General features: G+C 67.4%; 14 protein-coding genes. 7 read left to right on the forward strand and 7 right to left on the reverse strand.

The features are described from left to right. Positions 1-37: 37 nt before the first annotated feature. On the reverse strand, positions 38-1,597 hold the full coding sequence (gene pgi / locus U858_RS0122525) for a glucose-6-phosphate isomerase (RefSeq protein WP_029954222.1): 1,560 nt from the start codon (positions 1,595-1,597) through the stop codon (positions 38-40). 7 nt (positions 1,598-1,604) lie between these two features. After that, positions 1,605-2,996: a phosphomannomutase/phosphoglucomutase gene (locus U858_RS0122530; protein WP_025139419.1), complete on the reverse strand. Its 1,392-nt coding sequence runs from the start codon at positions 2,994-2,996 to the stop codon at positions 1,605-1,607. Positions 2,997-3,252: 256 nt separating this feature from the next. On the opposite strand from U858_RS0122530, the gene U858_RS0122535 reads away from it, so the two are divergent. From U858_RS0122535 to U858_RS0122555, 5 genes are all read left to right on the forward strand, one after another. Beyond that, positions 3,253-3,882 (forward strand): BPTD_3102 family carboxylase-like protein, encoded by a 630-nt coding sequence (locus U858_RS0122535; RefSeq protein ID WP_025139420.1) that lies wholly within the window; start codon positions 3,253-3,255, stop codon positions 3,880-3,882. Positions 3,883-3,975: 93 nt separating this feature from the next. After that, positions 3,976-5,391: an FAD-binding oxidoreductase gene (locus U858_RS0122540; RefSeq protein WP_025139421.1), complete on the forward strand. Its 1,416-nt coding sequence runs from the start codon at positions 3,976-3,978 to the stop codon at positions 5,389-5,391. Positions 5,392-5,431: 40 nt separating this feature from the next. Further along, positions 5,432-6,145 carry a response regulator transcription factor gene (locus U858_RS0122545; RefSeq protein ID WP_025139422.1) on the forward strand — a complete coding sequence of 238 codons (714 nt, stop codon included), beginning with the start codon at positions 5,432-5,434 and terminating at the stop codon, positions 6,143-6,145. Then, positions 6,142-7,473, forward strand: a complete 1,332-nt coding sequence (locus U858_RS0122550) for a HAMP domain-containing sensor histidine kinase (protein WP_025139423.1) — start codon at positions 6,142-6,144, stop codon at positions 7,471-7,473. Before U858_RS0122545 ends, U858_RS0122550 begins: the two co-directional genes overlap by 4 nt. Before the next feature lie 99 nt (positions 7,474-7,572). Further along, entirely contained in the window at positions 7,573-8,361 is a 789-nt protein-coding gene (locus tag U858_RS0122555) for a phosphatase PAP2 family protein (RefSeq protein WP_025139424.1), read from the forward strand. Here U858_RS0122555 and U858_RS0122560 read toward each other — a convergent pair. The 5 genes from U858_RS0122560 to U858_RS0122580 all read right to left on the reverse strand — a co-directional run bounded on the left by U858_RS0122560 (position 8,313) and on the right by U858_RS0122580 (position 12,994). After that, positions 8,313-9,596 (reverse strand): TRAP transporter large permease, encoded by a 1,284-nt coding sequence (locus U858_RS0122560; RefSeq protein ID WP_025139425.1) that lies wholly within the window; start codon positions 9,594-9,596, stop codon positions 8,313-8,315. The two genes, U858_RS0122555 and U858_RS0122560, sit on opposite strands and share 49 nt — an antisense overlap. Next, entirely contained in the window at positions 9,587-10,150 is a 564-nt protein-coding gene (locus tag U858_RS0122565) for a TRAP transporter small permease (protein ID WP_025139426.1), read from the reverse strand. The genes U858_RS0122560 and U858_RS0122565 overlap by 10 nt, the downstream gene beginning before the upstream one ends. 9 nt (positions 10,151-10,159) lie before the next feature. Then, complete coding sequence (locus tag U858_RS0122570; RefSeq protein WP_025139427.1) at positions 10,160-11,137, reverse strand: TRAP transporter substrate-binding protein; 978 nt, start codon at positions 11,135-11,137, stop codon at positions 10,160-10,162. 121 nt (positions 11,138-11,258) lie between these two features. Continuing rightward, positions 11,259-12,140, reverse strand: a complete 882-nt coding sequence (locus U858_RS0122575; RefSeq protein WP_025139428.1) for an SMP-30/gluconolactonase/LRE family protein — start codon at positions 12,138-12,140, stop codon at positions 11,259-11,261. A gap of 14 nt (positions 12,141-12,154) precedes the next feature. Next, entirely contained in the window at positions 12,155-12,994 is an 840-nt protein-coding gene (locus U858_RS0122580) for an NAD(P)-dependent oxidoreductase (protein WP_025139429.1), read from the reverse strand. A gap of 129 nt (positions 12,995-13,123) precedes the next feature. On the opposite strand from U858_RS0122580, the gene U858_RS0122585 reads away from it, so the two are divergent. Then, on the forward strand, positions 13,124-13,852 hold the full coding sequence (locus tag U858_RS0122585; protein WP_025139430.1) for a FadR/GntR family transcriptional regulator: 729 nt from the start codon (positions 13,124-13,126) through the stop codon (positions 13,850-13,852). A 227-nt stretch (positions 13,853-14,079) separates the two neighbouring features. Continuing rightward, complete coding sequence (locus U858_RS0122590; protein WP_025139431.1) at positions 14,080-15,975, forward strand: LTA synthase family protein; 1,896 nt, start codon at positions 14,080-14,082, stop codon at positions 15,973-15,975. Positions 15,976-16,473: the final 498 nt, after the last annotated feature.

A 16,473-nucleotide genomic window follows, 5' to 3' on the forward strand; every position in this document is an offset into this window, starting at 1 on the left:
TCCGTGCTGTCCATAGGGGTGCCCGCCAGGGCCGGCGTCAGTGGCGGCGCGAAATGGCGTCGATCCAGAAGCGGGTGGAGGGGTCCTGGGGGGCGGCCTGCGAAGCGGGGGCGTCCAGCTCGCGGATGATGTTCTTGGCCAGCGCCTTGCCGAATTCCACGCCCCACTGGTCAAAGGGGTTGATGCCCCAGATCACGCCCTGCGTGAAGACTTTGTGTTCGTACAGCGCCAGCAGGGCGCCCAGCGTATAGGCCTCGAGGCGGGGCAGCACGATCAGCGAAGACGGCCGCCCGCCCGGGTGCACCTTGTGCTGCGCCAGCACGCGTGCCTTGGCCGGATCTTTTTCCGTCCGCGAGGTTTCGGCCAGCGCATCGTCGAACGACTTGCCGCGCAGCAGCGCCGCGCGCTGGGCCAGGCAGTTGGCGATCAGTAGTTCGTGGTGGCGCGCGTAGTCGTGGTCGGGCTGTTCGCACAGGATGAAATCGACCGGCGCGCCGGTGGTCTCCTGGTGCAGCCATTGGAAGAACGTGTGCTGGCAGTCGGTGCCCGACATGCCCCACACCGCCGGACCGGTCGGGACGCCCACCGGGCTGCCATCGGCCGTGGCGACCTTGCCCAGGGATTCCATTTCCAGCTGCTGCGCCCACGGCACGATGTGGTACAGCCGCGAGTCATACGGCGAAATGACCAGCGAGTCGTAGCCCAGCACGCTGCGGTTGACGACACCGGCCAACGCCAGCTGCAGGGGCGCGTTCTCGGCAAAGGGGGCATGACGGAAGTGCTCGTCCATGGCGGCGGCGCCGGCCAGGAGCTGGTCGAAGGCATCGTTGCCCAGGGCCAGCGCCACGGGCAGGCCAATGGCCGACCACAGCGAATAGCGGCCGCCCACCCAGTCCCAGATCTGGAAGATGTGGTCGGGCGAGATGCCCAGGTTGAGCGCCGCTTCCACGTTGGCGGTGATGGCCACGACCTGCTTGATCGGGTCGGCCACGCCGGCATCGCGCAGCCAGTTCATGGCGACTTCGGCGTTGGCCAGTGGCTCGGTGGTGGTGAAGGACTTGGACGCGACGATGACCAGCGTGTTGTGCGGGTCGAGCCGGCTCATGGCGTCGGCGACGGAGTGCGAGTCGACGTTGGAGGCGAACCGCACTTCGCGCCGCGCGGCGCCGTAGCGCAGGGCGCGCGTCACCAGGCGGGGGCCCCAGTCACTGCCGCCGATGCCCAGGTGCAGCACGCCGCTGTAGCGCTTGGCGGCGTCGGCCTCGCGCACGAATTGGCGCACGCGTTCGCGTTCAGCCAGTACGGCGCTGGCGACCAGGGCCGGCGGCTGGGAGGCGCGCAGGGCGGTGTGCCAGGCGGGGCGCTGCTCGGTCCAGTTGGCGTTGCCGCCGTCGAACAGTCGGGCCCGCGCCGCATCAAAGCCTTGCTGGGTCAGCAGAGCCGTGGCGGCTTGCGCAAGCTCGGGCGAATGCGCCTGTGCGCTCAGGTCCAGGCGCAGTCCGGGGGCGTTGATCAGGCGAAGGTGCTCGCCGTCCAGGTTGGCGTGTTTGGCAGCGGCGGTGAACTGCCGCCATGCGGGACTGTCGGACAGTGACATGGTCAGTCTAGAAAGGCAAAGTTGCGTCGGGGGCGAGTTTAGCCAGTTCGCGGCGGAAATCGCCCTGGATGCGGGCCAGCGCCTCGGCGGTCTGCGCCTCGAAGCGCAGGACCACGACGGGCGTGGTGTTGGACGGACGCGCCAGGCCAAAGCCGTCGGCATATTCCGCCCGCACGCCGTCGATGGTGACGACGCGCACAGCGCCCGGAAACTGGCCTTGCTCTTGCAGGGCCTGCACCAGCGCGAAAGGCTGGCCTTCTTCCATTTCCAGCTTCAGTTCGGGCGTGGAAACGTCTTGCGGCAAGGCTTCCAGCGGCGCGCACGCATCGGCAAAGCGCGACACGATCTCGAGCAGGCGGGCACCGGTATACAGGCCGTCGTCAAAGCCGTACCAGCGTTCCTTGAAGAAGATATGCCCGCTCATTTCGCCGGCCAGCGGCGCCCCGGTTTCGGCCAGCTTGGCCTTGACCAGCGAGTGGCCGGTCTTCCACATCAGCGGTTCGCCGCCCGCGGCCTGCACCGACAGGCCCACGTGCCGGCTGCACTTGACGTCATAGATGATGGTGGCGCCGGGATTGCGCTCGAGCACGTCGCGGGCGAACAGCACCAGTTGGCGGTCCGGCCAGATGATCTGGCCCGATTTGGTGACCACGCCCAGGCGGTCGCCGTCGCCGTCGAAAGCCAGCCCCAGCTCGCAGTCGGTGGTGGCCAGGCAGTGGATCAGGTCCTGCAGGTTCTTGGGTTCGGCGGGATCGGGGTGGTGATTGGGGAACGTGCCGTCGACGTCGCAGAACAGTTCGGTGACATCGCAGCCCAGGGCCCGGAACAGCTGCGGCGCGATGGCGCCGGCCACGCCGTTGCCGCAATCGATGGCGATCTTCATGGGGCGGGCCAGCTTGATGCCCGAGGCCACGCGCGCAATGTAGGACGCGACCAGGTCCAGCTCGCGGCGCACGCCGGGCCGTGCGGCCGGGGCGGCCGGGGCGCCATTCATGACGCGGGCCAGGGCCTGCACGTCTTCGCCGTACAGGGCGCGTCCGCCCATCATCATCTTGAAGCCGTTGTACTTGGGCGGATTGTGGCTGCCGGTGATGGCGACGCCCGAGCCGGTCTGCATGGTGTTCGCGGCGAAGTACACCAGCGGCGTGGGGACCTGGCCGACGTCCAGGGTGTCGACCCCGCCTTCCAGCATGCCTTCCTGCAGCGCCTGCGACAGCATTTCGCTGCTCAGGCGGCCGTCGCGGCCCACCACCAGCGTCTGGATACCTTGCGCTTGCGCAAGCGCGGCCAGCGCCACGCCCAGCGAGCGCGCGAAGCGGGCATCGATCAGATCCGGGACGGTGCCGCGGATGTCATAGGCCTTGAATACCGAGGCGGGAAATTGCGTGTTGTCGGCCACGACGGTTCCTTATTCTAATAACGATACTGGCATGCAGCTGGCAGGCCCCGCCGGGGATGCCGGACAGATTCTGCTGGTTAACCCCTAGACCGAACGGGCCGGCAAGGCGGGGTGAAAACACGGATTATCCCCCATCGGGGCGGGGCGCATCATCCGGCGGGCGCCGTAGGGCGTCAAGGGCCTTGCGTGGCCACCGAACTTGCTCGTCATCCGAAGGTGATACGCTTGCCATGCAAGCAGAAAGACCGGAGGGGCCATGGGAGCCAAAGTATCCACAGTCATGTCATCGGGCGGCGCCAGGCGCAGGCGGGGGCCGCCCACGGACTTCGCCGGCCCCGCCGCCGGGCGGGAGCGCCGACTCGACATCCACGTGTTCGTATCGTCCGAGGGCGAACTGGCGACCGGCCGGGCCTGGGAGCGCTGCGTCTGGCGCGATGCCCGCGTGCTGATCGCCGAATGCCCGGCGCCGCACCTGCCCGCCTCCATTGAAAGCGCGCTGCGCGCCATCGCGGCCAGTGTGGCGCGGGACCTGGCCTGGCAAGGCATGGGCACTGTGGCCTTTTCGCTGGACGACCGCAGCGGCGTCTTTCGCGTGATCTGCGCCGAATCGCAGCCTCGTTCGGGCGCGGCCGTGGCCGATTTCGAACCGGTGGCCGCGCATGCGCTCGAAGTGCGCATCGACGGCTGCGCCGAGCGCCGCAAGCCCTGCACCCGCCTGCTGGTGTGCGGCGCCACACGCGGCGAGGCTCTGCGCCGCGCGTACCGCGCGTTGTCTGAAATGCCCGGCCCCGCTGGCGTGGACCGGGCGTTCCTGATGAATCGCATCGCGTCGCGGGCCTACTGCACGGGCCTGACGGGCACCCGGCTGGACCAGGCCGTCGGCTAGGGGGCAGGCGGGCCGCCGCTGCCTCTACAATAGGCCGCATATCCCTTGAACAGCGCCCGGGCGCGGCCCGGCGCGATTTCCTGTGCGGCGCCTATGAATTTGCTGAGCGATTTGCAGTCCCTCCTGGGCGCGTCCCATGTGCTGACCGGCGCGGACGCCGATTCCTACGTGCTGGACTGGCGCCGGCGCTATCGTGGCGCGGCGCTGGCGGTGATCCGTCCGGGGTCCACCCAGGAAGTGGCTGATGCCATCAAGCTTTGCGCCCGCCATGGCGTGCCGGTGGTGCCGCAAGGCGGCAACACCGGTCTGTGCGGTGGCGCCACGCCCGACGATTCCGGCAGCGCCGTGGTGCTGTCCACCGCCCGCCTGGCCCGGGTGCGCGCGCTGGATACCGACAACGACACCATCACGGTGGAAGCCGGCTGCATCCTGCAAGCGGTGCAAGAGGCCGCGGCCAACGCGGGCCGGCTGTTCCCGCTGAGCCTTGCGGCCGAAGGCAGCTGCACCATCGGCGGCAACCTGGCCACCAATGCCGGCGGCACACAAGTGCTGCGCTACGGCAATACGCGCGACCTGACCCTGGGGCTGGAAGTCGTGACCGCCGAAGGCGAGATCTGGGACGGCCTACGTGGCCTGCGCAAGGACAACACCGGCTACGACCTGCGCGACCTGTACATCGGCAGCGAGGGCACGCTGGGCATCATCACCGCGGCCACGCTCAAGCTGTTTCCGCGGCCGGTGGCCTCATGTACGGCGTTGCTCACCCTGGACAGCATCGACAACGCGGTGGAACTGCTGTCACGTGCACGCGCCGGTTTTGGCGCCGCGCTGACCGGCTTCGAACTGATGAGCGGCGATTGCCTGCAGGCGGTGGTGCGGCTGTTCCCGCAACAGCGCCTGCCGTTTGACGGCGAATCCGCCGCATCGCCCTGGTTCGCGCTGCTGGAACTGTCCGACAGCGAAAGCGAAACCCATGCGCGCGAGCGCTTTGAAACGGTGCTGGGCGATGCCATCGAAGCCGGCCTGGTGAACGATGCCGCCATTGCCGCCAATGTGGCGCAGAGCAAGGCGTTGTGGCACCTGCGCGAAAGCATTCCGCTGGCCGAGGCCGAGCTGGGCAAGTCCGTCAAGCACGACGTGTCGATTCCCATATCGGCCATCGCCGGTTTCGTGCACAAGACCAATGCGTTGCTGCAGGCGCGCTTTCCTGGCGTGCGGCACGTGATCTTCGGCCATCTGGGCGACGGCAACCTGCATTACAACGTGGCCAATGCGCCGGGCCAGACCGAAGCCGAACTGCTGGCGCTGCAAAGCGACGTCTATGGCGTGGTGCACGACAGCGTGCATGCCCACGCCGGCTCGATCAGCGCCGAGCACGGCGTCGGCCAGCTCAAGCGCGACGAGCTGCCGCGCTACAAGAGTCCGGTCGAGCTGGCGCTGATGCGCCGCATCAAGCGCGCGCTCGACCCGCAAGGCCTGATGAATCCCGGCAAGGTGCTGCAAGCCTGACGCGGGGCGCTCAACCTTTCTTTCCATGGGGAATGCAAATATGGCGGCCAGTTCCGCAGCGGGGGCGAACCAACGGATCCTGATCGTCGAAGACGATCACATCATCGCCGGCAATCTGTACACGTTCCTGGAAGCGCGCAAGTTCCTGCCGGACGTGGCCTACAGCGGTCCGGCCGCGCTCAAGCGCCTGGACGAGCAGCGTTTCGACGCGATGATCCTGGATATCGGCCTGCCGGGCATGGACGGCAACGCGGTGCTGCATGCGCTGCGCAACGAGAAACGCCTGCCGCTGCCGGTGCTGGTGCTGACCGCGCGCGACAGCCTTGAAGACAAGCTGGCGGGCTTTTCGCATGGCGCCGACGACTACCTGACCAAGCCGTTCGCGCTGCTGGAAGTCGAAGCCCGCCTGCTGGCCCTGATCCAGCGCGCCAAGGGTTCCACCGTGGACACGGTGCGGGTGTTCGGCGACCTGCAATACGACACGCGCAGCCGCATGGTGTCCATCGCCGGCAAGCCGGTGCACCTGACGCGCAAGGCGACCATCATTCTTGAAGCGCTGCTGCGCGATCCGGGCCGGGTGGTATCGCGCGAAGAACTCGAAGCGCAGCTGTGGGGCAGCGAGCCGCCGTCTTCCGATGCCTTGCGCAGCCAGGTTCATCTGCTGCGCCGCGCACTGGCCGATGCCGGCTTCGATGGCATCGAAACGCTGCACGGCACCGGCTGGCGGCTGGTGGCGAGCGGAGCGGCCGCATGAATCGGCCCTCGACCGGGGCCGGCACCCTGACCCAACGCGTGGTGTGGGCGCTGACGGGCACCGTGGCGCTGTTCGTCACGGCGCTGGCGTTGCTGGCCTACCTGACGTTCGACCAGATGGAAGACGATCTGGTCAACGACATCCTCAACACCGAAATGGACCGCCTGGTGCAGCACGCGCGCACCAGCGACCAGTTCCTGCCGCGCCGCGGCGCCCGCGAGCTGGGCGGGTCCATGCGTGCCTGGCTCAGCGTCGACGGCCAGCCGCCCATCGGCATGCCTGAAGAAATCCGCGGGCTGGACAACGGCCTGCACCTGATCGAACCCGGCGCCTACACCTGGCACGTGATGGTGGCCGAAACCGGCACCGGCAAGGTGTACCTGCTGTACGACGCGACCGACAACGAAGAGCGGGTGCACGATTTCGGCCTGATCGTGCTGGGGGTGGGGGCGATCTGCGTGGTGGGCGCTTACGCCTTGTCGCGGCGGGTGGCGGCGGTGGCGGTGGGGCCGTTGCTGGACCTGACCGACCGATTGTCGACCTGGGCGCCGGGGGCGCCCGACCTGGCCGTGACCCGCGACGACGAGGCGGGCCGACTGATCGAGGCCTTCAACCGGGTGCAGAACCAGGTCGACCGGTCGATCGCGCGCGAGCGCGAATTCGCCGGCAATCTCAGTCACGAGGTCCGCACCCCGCTCGCGGCCATCCGGTCCGACAGCGAACTGATGCTGCTGACGCAGGAATTGACCGCCGACCAGCGCCAGCGGCTGACGCGGGTGGTGGATAACGTCGACGACGTCATCGTCTGCCTGGAAAGCGCGCGCGCCATGGCCCGCGACCAGATGCGTCCGCCCGAACCGGTCGACCTGGGCGAATGCATGCTGGATGCCTGGCGGGGCTATGAAACGCAGGCCGGCCTGGCCGAACTGCGCTTTGACAACCGCATCGAGCCTGACCACATCCGCATTCTGGACCGCTATGCGCTGCTGACCGTACTGCGCAACCTGGTGCGCAATGCCGTCGAGCATGCTGCGCCGGCCACTCTGACGGCCAGCCTGGATGCCGACGGCGCCTTGCGGCTCAGCGACGACGGCAAGGGCATCGCGGCCGACGACCTGCCGTTCCTGTTCCGCCGGTATTACAGCGGCCGGATGCGCGATTCCGGCATGGCCGGGCGCGACGAAACCGCGCGCGGGCTGGGGCTGGCGATCGCCAAGCGGGTCTGCGACATGCAGGGCTGGACGCTGACGGTGGATTCCTCTCGCGAGGGCGAGCAGCGCGGTACGCGCTTCACGCTGCGGCTGGACGCGGCCACTGTCACGGCCTGAACGGACGGCGTGAACCCCGGCGTGCGAATTTGACGAATTTTCGACTATCGCACGCCTAAGCTGTCCGCTCCGGCCGACCGCCACCGCACTGCCTCCTACATGTCCCCGTTATCCCTGCCCGCGGCCGCCCGGCCGACGCCAGTCGCCTATTTCTTCACGCACGTCCTGGGCGTGACCCTGATCCTGGCCTGCCTGGCCTGGTGGGCGAATGCTTCCGGCTTGGACCTGGCCATCGGGCGGGCGCTGTTCAGTCCGGCATTGGACGACTTTCCCCTGCATACCAATCGATGGCTGGAACTGGTCGGGCACCGCATGGTGCTGGCCCTGCCCATCGGCATAGCCCTGGCCGCGGTGGCGGTGGCCGCCGCCAGCTACCGCATTCCCGCCTGGCGGCCCCTGCGCGGTCCGGCCCTGGCGATTGCCCTGACCTGCCTGGTGGGGCAACTGCTGGTTAACCAGCTCAAGCACTACACCACCTTGCCGCGGCCCTACGACCTGGACACGCTGGGCGGCTACACGCCGTATCCGACGTCCTGGTGGACCTGGGACCGCACCAAGGCCGGCGGCGCCTTGCCCAGCGGCCATGCCGGCGCCGGTTATTCCATGCTGGCGCTGTACTTCGCCGGCTGGGCGGCGGGCCGGCCGAACTGGCGCTGGGGCGGGTTGGCGATAGGGATCATCGCCGGGGTGGCGTTTTCGGTCGTGCGCATCCTGCAGGGCGCGCACTTCCTGAGCCAGACGCTCTGGTCCGCGACCCTGATGTGGCTGCTGGCCGCGCTGTTCTTCTGGCCGGTGCTGCGGGGACGGAACCTTGGCGGATCGTCCCCGGTCGCGACGGTTCAGTTCAATAGCACGCCGGGCAGCCATAGCGAGAACGCGGGCACGTAGGTCACCAGCGCCAGGGCGGCAAGCAACGCCCCGTAGAACGGCCAGATCGTGCGCATCACCGTGCCCACCGAGACGCCGCCGATGGCGCACCCCACGAACTGCGTCGTGCCCACCGGGGGCGTGTTCAGCCCGAGCGCGCAATTGAGCAGCATCACCATGCCGAACTGCACCGGCCCCATGCCGTACTGCATGCAGATCGGCAGGAAGATCGGCGTGCAGATCAGGATGGTGGCGGCCATGTCCAGGAAGGTGCCGAGCACGAACAGGATGACGTTGACCATCAGGAAGATGGCCCAGGGGCTGGTGGACACGGACGCCATCAGTTCGCCGGTCTTTTCGGCCACGCCGTAGAAGCTGATCAGGTAGCCGAAGGTGGCTGAAATGCCGATCAGCAGCAACACCACCCCCGTCGTCTTGACCGCCTTGCTGGCGGCGCGCACGAACTGGTCCCAAGTCAGCGAGCGGTAGACGAACACGGTCAGCGCCAGCGCATACAGCACCGCCACCGCCGCCGATTCCGTCGCGGTGAACACGCCGCTCAGGATGCCCGCGATGATCAGCACCACCACGAACAGGCCCGGCGTCGCGGCCACCAGCGAGCGTCCGACGATGGCCCAGCCGGGAAACGTGCCTGCCGGGTAGCCGCGGCTGCGCGCCACGAAGTAGGCCGCGGCCAGGTTGCACAGCGTCAGGATCAGCGCGGGGATGACGCCTGCGGCGATCAGGGCGGCAATCGATACCTTGCCGCCCGCCGCCAGCGTATAGATGATGATGTTGTGGCTGGTGGGCATCAGCGCGCCGACCAGCGCCGCGTGGGTCGTGACGTTGACGGCGTAGTCGGCGTGGTAGCCCTCGCGCTTCATCATGGGGATCATCACCGAGCCCATTGCCGACACGTCCGCCACCGGCGACCCCGACACGCCGCCGAACAGCGTGCACGCCACCACGTTGGACATGCCCAGCCCGCCGCGCACGTGTCCCACCAGCGATTTGGCGAAGGCCACGATGCGGTCGGCGATGCCGCCGTACAGCATCAGTTCGCCGGTGAAGATGAAGAACGGGATGGCCAGGAACGAGAACGCGTTCATGCCCGAGGTCATCTGCTGGAAGGCGACCGCCAGCGGCAGGTCTTCATACATGATGGCCGTGATGGACGACAGGCCGATGGCGAAGGCCACCGGCACGCCGATCACCAGGAACCCCATGAAGGTGAATGAGAGTAGGGTCAGCGCCATGCCGGTACCACCTTCTGGTTGCGCAGCAGGGCGATGACGTGCTCGATGGAAAAGAGCGCGATCAACGTGCCGGACAGGGCCGCGGGGATGTATTTCCAACCGTTGGAGATGCCCAGGTTGGGAATCTTGTAGGGCCAGACGGACTCGGCGAGCAGGGCGCAATTCCAGGCCATCAGCACCCCGAACAGCAGCACCAGCAGGTGGATGAATATCTTCAGGCGCCGCTGGCCGGCCGCGGGCAGTGCGTCCACCAGCGATTCGAAGCCGATGTGGCCGGCATCGCGCACGCCGACCGCCGCGCCCAGCATGGTGACGTACAGCACCAGCAGCAAGGCCAGGCTTTCAGCCCAGGTGGGGGTGCTGTTCAGGACGTGGCGGCCGAAGATCTGCAGCGACACGGCGACGATCAGGCAGACCAGCCCGAACACGCTGGTCCACATGCACAGGCGCGCCAGCCGGGCGCAGCCGCGGGTGTAGGCGTCCAGCGGGGCAGCCAGGGCATGCGCCCGGCCCCCCGCCGCGACATCCGGGTCATTCGTGGAGGTAGCCAACATGATGTTCCCTTACTGGACGGCCTGGATCTTGGCGACCAGGTCTTTCATGTCGGGGGTGGTGACGTAGCGGTCGTAGACCGGCTTCATCGCCGCCTGGAACGAGGCCTTGTCGACCTCGACGATCTGCGAGCCGGCCTTCTCGACCACGGCGCGGGATTTCTGTTCGCGCTCGTCCCACAGCTTGCGCATGTAGGGCACCGATTCGCGCGCGGCCTCGCGCAGGATCTTCTGGTCGTCGGCCGACAGCTTGTCCCATTGCCGCTTCGAGAAGATCAGCATCTCGGGCGTCATGGTGTGGTCGGTCATCGCGTAGTACTTGGCCACCTCGTAGTGGTGCGCGCTTTCGTAGCTGGGGTAGTTGTTTTCGGCCGCGTCCACCAGCCCGGTCTTGAGCGAGGTATAGACCTCGCCCATCGGCATCGGCGTGGCATTGCCGCCCATCGCTTCCACCATGGCGACCGACAGGTCCGACTGCTGCACCCGGATCTTCAAGCCCTTGGCGTCGGCCAGCGTCTTGATCGGCTTGTTGCGCGTGTACATCGAGCGCGAGCCGCTGTCGTACCAGGCCAGGCCCACGAAGCCGGCCGACTCGCACGACCGCAGGATCTGCTCGCCGATGTCGCTGTCCAGCACCTTGTGCAGGTGGTCCTTGGAGCGGAACAGGAACGGCAGCGACGGCACCCGCGTGGTCTGGCAGATGTTGTGCATGGCGGCGCTGGAGACGCGCGCCATGGCCAGCGCGCCCATCTTCACTTGTTCGATCGAATCGTCTTCGTTGCCCAATGCGCCGCCTGCGTACACCTTGACGGTGATGCGGCCATTGGTGCGTTGCTTGACCAGTTCACCGAATTGGCGCACGGCCTGCACGGTGGGGTAATCGTCGGGATGGATGTCCGCGGAGCGCAGCTCGGCGGCGTGGGTGGCGGGAATCAGCGTCAGCAAGGCAGCCGCCGCCAGAATGGCGCGGGTCAGGGTCGGGGCAAGCATGTCTACCTCCGGTAGGGAGTACGGCGTTTCGTTGAGGGCCCGTGGGGCCCCGAAGCTCTTTGATATGTCGGACCTGCCTACTACACGTGCGTGGGCGCAAGAGGCGCGCCGCGGTCGGGTGCTAGCCGGCGCTTGCGGTTTCCTCCAGGCCCCGCGCGCCGGGGCGCAGGGCAAACACGGCGCCGGCGGCGGAGCCGGGGGCGGCGTCCGCGGGGCGGATGGATGTGACGAACAGGACGTCCAGGTCCGGTCCGCCGAAGGCGCACATCGCGACCCGCGGGGCGGGCACGTCGACGCTGCGGTCCAGCCGGCCGTCCGGCGTGTAGCGGTAGATGCGGCCCGCTTCGTTGCCGCAGATCCAGTAGCCGCCATCGGCGTCCACGGCTGCGCCGTCGGGCCGGCCGGCGGGCAGCTTCGGGATGAACACGCGGCGGTTGCTCGGCACGCCGGCGTCGGTGTCGTAGTCGTAGGCCCAGACCACCTGCCGCGCCGGATGCGAATCGGATAGGTACAGCGTGCGGCCGTCGGGGCTGAAGGCCAGGCCGTTGGGCACGATCAGGTCAGCGACCACGGCTTGCAGCGTGTCGCCGCCGTCGTGCCGGTACAGGCGGCCGGCGTGGCTGGCCAGGCTCATGTCCATGACCATGGTGCCGGCCCAGAAGCGGCCCTGGCGGTCGCAGCGCCCATCGTTGAAGCGCATGCCGGGCGCCCCATGGCGTACGCGGGCCAGCGGCTGCGGCAGGCAGGGCTGCGCCGCGATCAGCGGGCCGCAGGTGTACAGGCCGTCTTCCATGGCCAGCAGCCAGCCGTCGCCGCGCGGCGCGATGCAGCCGGCCATCTGCGGCAGCGCCCAGTGGTCGATGGCGCCGCTGTCCGGCGTCCAGCGCCAGAGCGTGCGCCCGGGAATGTCGGTCCAATAGAAGGATTGGTCGGCGGCGCGCCAGACCGGGCTTTCGCCCACGCCGCAGCGCTGGGTGCCGATGCGTTCAACGGAAGTCGCCATGGCGGGGGCGGGACTCAGCGGGGCGGAAAAGGGAAGGGGCCGGCCTTGACGAACGCGCCGCCCTGGTAGCGGGCGGCGGGGTCGTCGGCGGGCAAGGACGGTTCGGCTTCGACCTGGGCGCGGAAGGATTCGGACGAATCCTTGGGCGCGAAACCTAGCGCGGCGGCACGGGCGTTGTCCCACCAGCTGTCGCGGTTGGCCGAGGCGCCGTAGGCGATCAGGTGGCCGACGCCCGGCGTGAAGAGGGATCGCACCACCAGGTCGGTCAGGTCGTCGTAACTGAGCCAGGTGACCATCATGCGCCGGTCCTTGGGCTCGGGAAACGACGAGCCGATACGCAGGCAGACGGTCTCGATGCCGTAGCGATCGTAGTAGAAGCGCGACAGGTTTTCGCCATAGGCCTTGCTCAGGCCGTAGTAGCCGTCAGGGCGCAGCGGCACGTCGGCATCCAGCTGCGCGCCCTGTTCGTAGAAGCCGATGACGTGGTTGGAGCTGGCGAACACCACGCGCCGCACGCCATGGACGCGGGCGGCTTCGTAGACGTGGTACACGCCCTGGATGTTGGCCGGCAGGATTTCTTCGAAAGAACGTTCCACGGAAACGCCACCCAGGTGCACAATGGCGTCGACGCCGCGCACCAGTGCGGAAACGGCGGCGGCATCGGCCAGGTCGCAGGGGATGACTTCCTCGCCAGGGCCGGCAGGCGCCAGCGCCGCCACGTCGGATACCCGCAGCACGTCGGCATAGGCTTGCAAGCGTGGCCGCAGTACCTTGCCCAGGTTGCCGGCCGCGCCGGTCAATAGCAGGCGATGGCAACGCGGAACAGCGGGCATGCGGTCGACAACTTGGCTCATGGCGCAACACTCGGTGGATGGCGCAGTGGAGAGGACGTATCTGGTACGTTATCGTACAACCTGTCCAAAGTATAATAAGCACGAATTTTTGCAGTCAAGCTCCACGCAACCGCTTTCGGATAATCCCTGATGAACGCTCCTGTCGATACCCCCGTTTTGCCGCAGCGTCGTCCCCGAAACCTGGCCCAGGGCCTGGTCGAGAGCATTTCCGAACGCATCCGCGGCGGCGAGATCCGCCCGGGCGACAAGCTGCCCACGGAATCCGAGATCATGCGGCTGTTCGGCGTCAGCCGCACCGTCGTGCGCGAAGCCCTGTCGCGGCTGCAGGCCTCGGGCCTGGTCGAAACCCACCATGGCGTGGGCACCTACGCCCTGGAACCGAGCGGCGGCGGTGATTTCCGCGTGGACCCGGCCGACATCGCCACCGTGCGCGACGTGCTGGTGCTGCTGGAACTGCGCATCTGCCTCGAAAGCGAAGCCGCGGGTCTTGCCGCGATACGCCGCAGCGAGGCCCAGCTGGCCGACATGCGCCGCGCGCTGGACGCCTTCAAGAGCGCGCTGGACAGCGGCGGCGACACCATCACCCCCGACTTCCAGTTCCACCTGCTGGTGTCCCAAGCCACCGACAACCGCTATTTCGCCGACCTGATGTCGCACCTGGGCTCGGCCATCATTCCCCGCACCCGCATCAATTCGGCCAAATTCGCCCACGAAGACCGCCCCGCCTACCTGGCGCGCGTCAATCTGGAACACGAAGACATCTACAGCGCCATCGTCCGCCAGGACGCCGAAGGCGCCCGCGCCGCGATGCGCACCCACCTGAGCAACAGCCGCGAGCGCCTGCGCAAGGTGCAATAACGGCGACGGCCTGTCTTCCTCAGGGGCAGCGTTTGATGAAATATGACGTCATACAACGTTTACCCTGGCTCGGTAGAAATTCAACCGCGGCTCACCGCCGTCGTCCCCGCCAAACCGCGTTAATCTTGGCCGTTTTCATTCACCGGACGGCAAGGCATGGTTTGGCTCGGTCATCGTAGCGACGCATCAACGCAAGGGTTTGGCAGCCGCCAGGGGAGGGCCGCCGCATGCGCCGCCTGACACTTCGGTTCATCCTGTCCGTCCTGGTCCTGCTGACCCTCAGCCGGCTGGGCCTGGCGCTGTGGATGTGGGACCGCGTCGAGGCCGCCGGCGGCCTGTGGCCCGTGCTGTTCGGCGGCCTGCGCATCGACGTCTGCCTGTTGTCCATGGTGATCGCGCTGCCCGCGGTGTTCTCGCCGTGGTTCGGCCACCGCGCCTGGGGCGCCCGCGTCACCGCCTGGTGGTTCCGCATCTGGTGGATGCTGTACGTGCTGCTGGAAGTCTCCACGCCGCAATTCATCGCCGAATACGACACCCGGCCCAACCGCCTGTACTTCATCTACCTGCTCAACCCGAAAGAAGTCGGTTCGATGCTGTGGCAGGGCTACAAGGGCGTGCTGCTCGCGGCCGCCATCGTGTTGATCCTGGCGGCCTGGCTGGCGGTCAAGCTGTTCCCGACGCGCGTACGCGACCCGTTCATGGCATGGTGGAAGCGGCCGGTGGCGACGCTGGTCATCCTGGCCCTGGTGGTGCTGGGCGCACGCGGCACGCTGGAACACCGCCCCATCAACCCGGCCAAGGTGGCGTTCAGCTCGGATGCCATGGTCAATTCGCTGGCCCTGAACTCGCTGTACAGCGTGTTCGATGCTGCCTACCGCATGCGCGACGAGCGCTCGTCGGCGGCGATGTACCCCAAGATGCCGGTGGACGAAATGAACGCCATCGTGCGTGAAAAAGCCGGCCTGTCCGGCCCGCCGCTGGACCCGCGCTACCCCAGCCTGCACGAACAGAAAGCCACTGTACGCCGCGACAAGCCGCTGAACGTGGTGATCATCCTGCAGGAAAGCCTGGGCGCCCAATACGTCGGCAGCCTGGGCGGCAAGGACCTCACGCCCAATATCGATCGTCTGGCCAAGGACGGCTGGATGTTCCACCGCGCCTACGCCACCGGCACTCGCTCGGTGCGCGGCATCGAAGCGGTGACGGCAGGCTTTCTGCCCAGCGTGGCCGACGCCGTGGTCAAACTGCCACGCTCGCAGACCGGCTTCTTCACGCTGGCGCAAGTGCTGGGCAAGCACGGCTACCACTCGCGTTTCGTCTACGGTGGCGAATCCCATTTCGACAATATGCGAGCATTCTTCCTGGGCAACGGCTTCAACGAAGTCATCGACCGCCCGAAGTTCGTGAACCCGGTGTTCGAAGGCTCGTGGGGCGCTTCCGACGAAGACATGTTCAACCAGGTCGACCGCCTGCTGCGCGAAGACGGCGACAAGCCCGTCTTCACCCTGGCGTTCTCGGTGAGCAACCACTCGCCCTGGGAATACCCCGCCGGCCGCATCCAGCCAGTGGGCGACCCGGCCAGCGTGGACAACACGGTGCGCTACGCAGACTGGGCGCTGGGCCAATTCTTCGACAAGGCCCGCCAGGCCCCGTACTGGAACAACACGGTCTTCCTGGTGATCGCCGACCACGATTCGCGCGTCTACGGTTCGATCCCGGTCCCGGTCCGCCACTTCCAGATCCCCGCGCTGATCCTGGGCGCCGGCATCTCCCCCCGCCAGGACGACCGCATCGTGAGCCAGATCGACATGGCGCCGACGCTGTTGTCACTGATCGGCCTGGACAACGTGAACCCGATGCTGGGCGCAGATCTGACGCAACGAGATCCGAATCGGGCGCTGATGCAGTACGCAGACAATTTCGGCTATCTGCGCGGCGACAAGCTGCTGGTTCTGGAGCCTTCGAAGGCGCCAAAAGAATATCGGTATGAGGCGGCGCCGGTGGGACGTGATGAGATCTACGAACCTGTTGAGCCGGCAGACGATGCGCTTGTGAAAGAAGCTTTGGCGCATGGATTGTGGGGGAGTTGGGTTTATCGGGAAGAGAAGTATCGGTTGCCTTGATGTGGGTTCTTAAGCCGCGCTTGGCGGGGTCGGCGGGTGGAGGGCGGGGCTACGATTGCGGTCCGGAGCCTTCGCTCCGGACTGCCCCTTCGTCATCTTCGTCACCGCCTTCGGCGGTTCCTTCAGATTCCCTCGGGCGCATCTAACGCCCCGCCCTCCACCCGCCGACCCCGCCAAGCGCTCATGATGAGGATTAGTCACGGGCGTTGGGGCGAGTGGTGTGCTTGGCATATTTATCCCCGTCGGAGTGGGGTGGGCGGGGTGGGGCGATGCCCGCTTCGTGCCGGCCGCGCGGGCGGCCTTACGAAGCTTACGCGGCGTCTTGCGTGCGCCGATGACGCTCTCGCGTGTGGGTAGCGGGGTTGGTGGAGTGACGATGTCGCTCTTGTGTGTGTGCGATGCAGGTGGCATCAGCAATGCTGTTGGCCTGTAGCGGCGCGGATGCCGCGGCGTTCAACATGAATGTGTAGCGCCCGATGGGCGGCGCGCGAGACAGTC

This window comes from Achromobacter sp. DH1f (assembly GCF_000633435.1).
GTDB classification, from domain to species: Bacteria; Pseudomonadota; Gammaproteobacteria; order Burkholderiales; family Burkholderiaceae_B; genus Achromobacter; species Achromobacter deleyi.

Coding starts and splice junctions, on each gene's coding strand:
- pgi (WP_029954222.1), bottom strand. CDS start 1,597: ATGTCACTGTCCGACAGTCCCGCATGGCGGCAGTTCACCGCCGCTGCC.
- U858_RS0122535 (WP_025139420.1), top strand. CDS start 3,253: ATGGGAGCCAAAGTATCCACAGTCATGTCATCGGGCGGCGCCAGGCGC.
- U858_RS0122540 (WP_025139421.1), top strand. CDS start 3,976: ATGAATTTGCTGAGCGATTTGCAGTCCCTCCTGGGCGCGTCCCATGTG.
- U858_RS0122545 (WP_025139422.1), top strand. CDS start 5,432: ATGGCGGCCAGTTCCGCAGCGGGGGCGAACCAACGGATCCTGATCGTC.
- U858_RS0122550 (WP_025139423.1), top strand. CDS start 6,142: ATGAATCGGCCCTCGACCGGGGCCGGCACCCTGACCCAACGCGTGGTG.
- U858_RS0122555 (WP_025139424.1), top strand. CDS start 7,573: ATGTCCCCGTTATCCCTGCCCGCGGCCGCCCGGCCGACGCCAGTCGCC.
- U858_RS0122560 (WP_025139425.1), bottom strand. CDS start 9,596: ATGGCGCTGACCCTACTCTCATTCACCTTCATGGGGTTCCTGGTGATC.
- U858_RS0122565 (WP_025139426.1), bottom strand. CDS start 10,150: ATGTTGGCTACCTCCACGAATGACCCGGATGTCGCGGCGGGGGGCCGG.
- U858_RS0122570 (WP_025139427.1), bottom strand. CDS start 11,137: ATGCTTGCCCCGACCCTGACCCGCGCCATTCTGGCGGCGGCTGCCTTG.
- U858_RS0122575 (WP_025139428.1), bottom strand. CDS start 12,140: ATGGCGACTTCCGTTGAACGCATCGGCACCCAGCGCTGCGGCGTGGGC.
- U858_RS0122580 (WP_025139429.1), bottom strand. CDS start 12,994: ATGAGCCAAGTTGTCGACCGCATGCCCGCTGTTCCGCGTTGCCATCGC.
- U858_RS0122585 (WP_025139430.1), top strand. CDS start 13,124: ATGAACGCTCCTGTCGATACCCCCGTTTTGCCGCAGCGTCGTCCCCGA.
- U858_RS0122590 (WP_025139431.1), top strand. CDS start 14,080: ATGCGCCGCCTGACACTTCGGTTCATCCTGTCCGTCCTGGTCCTGCTG.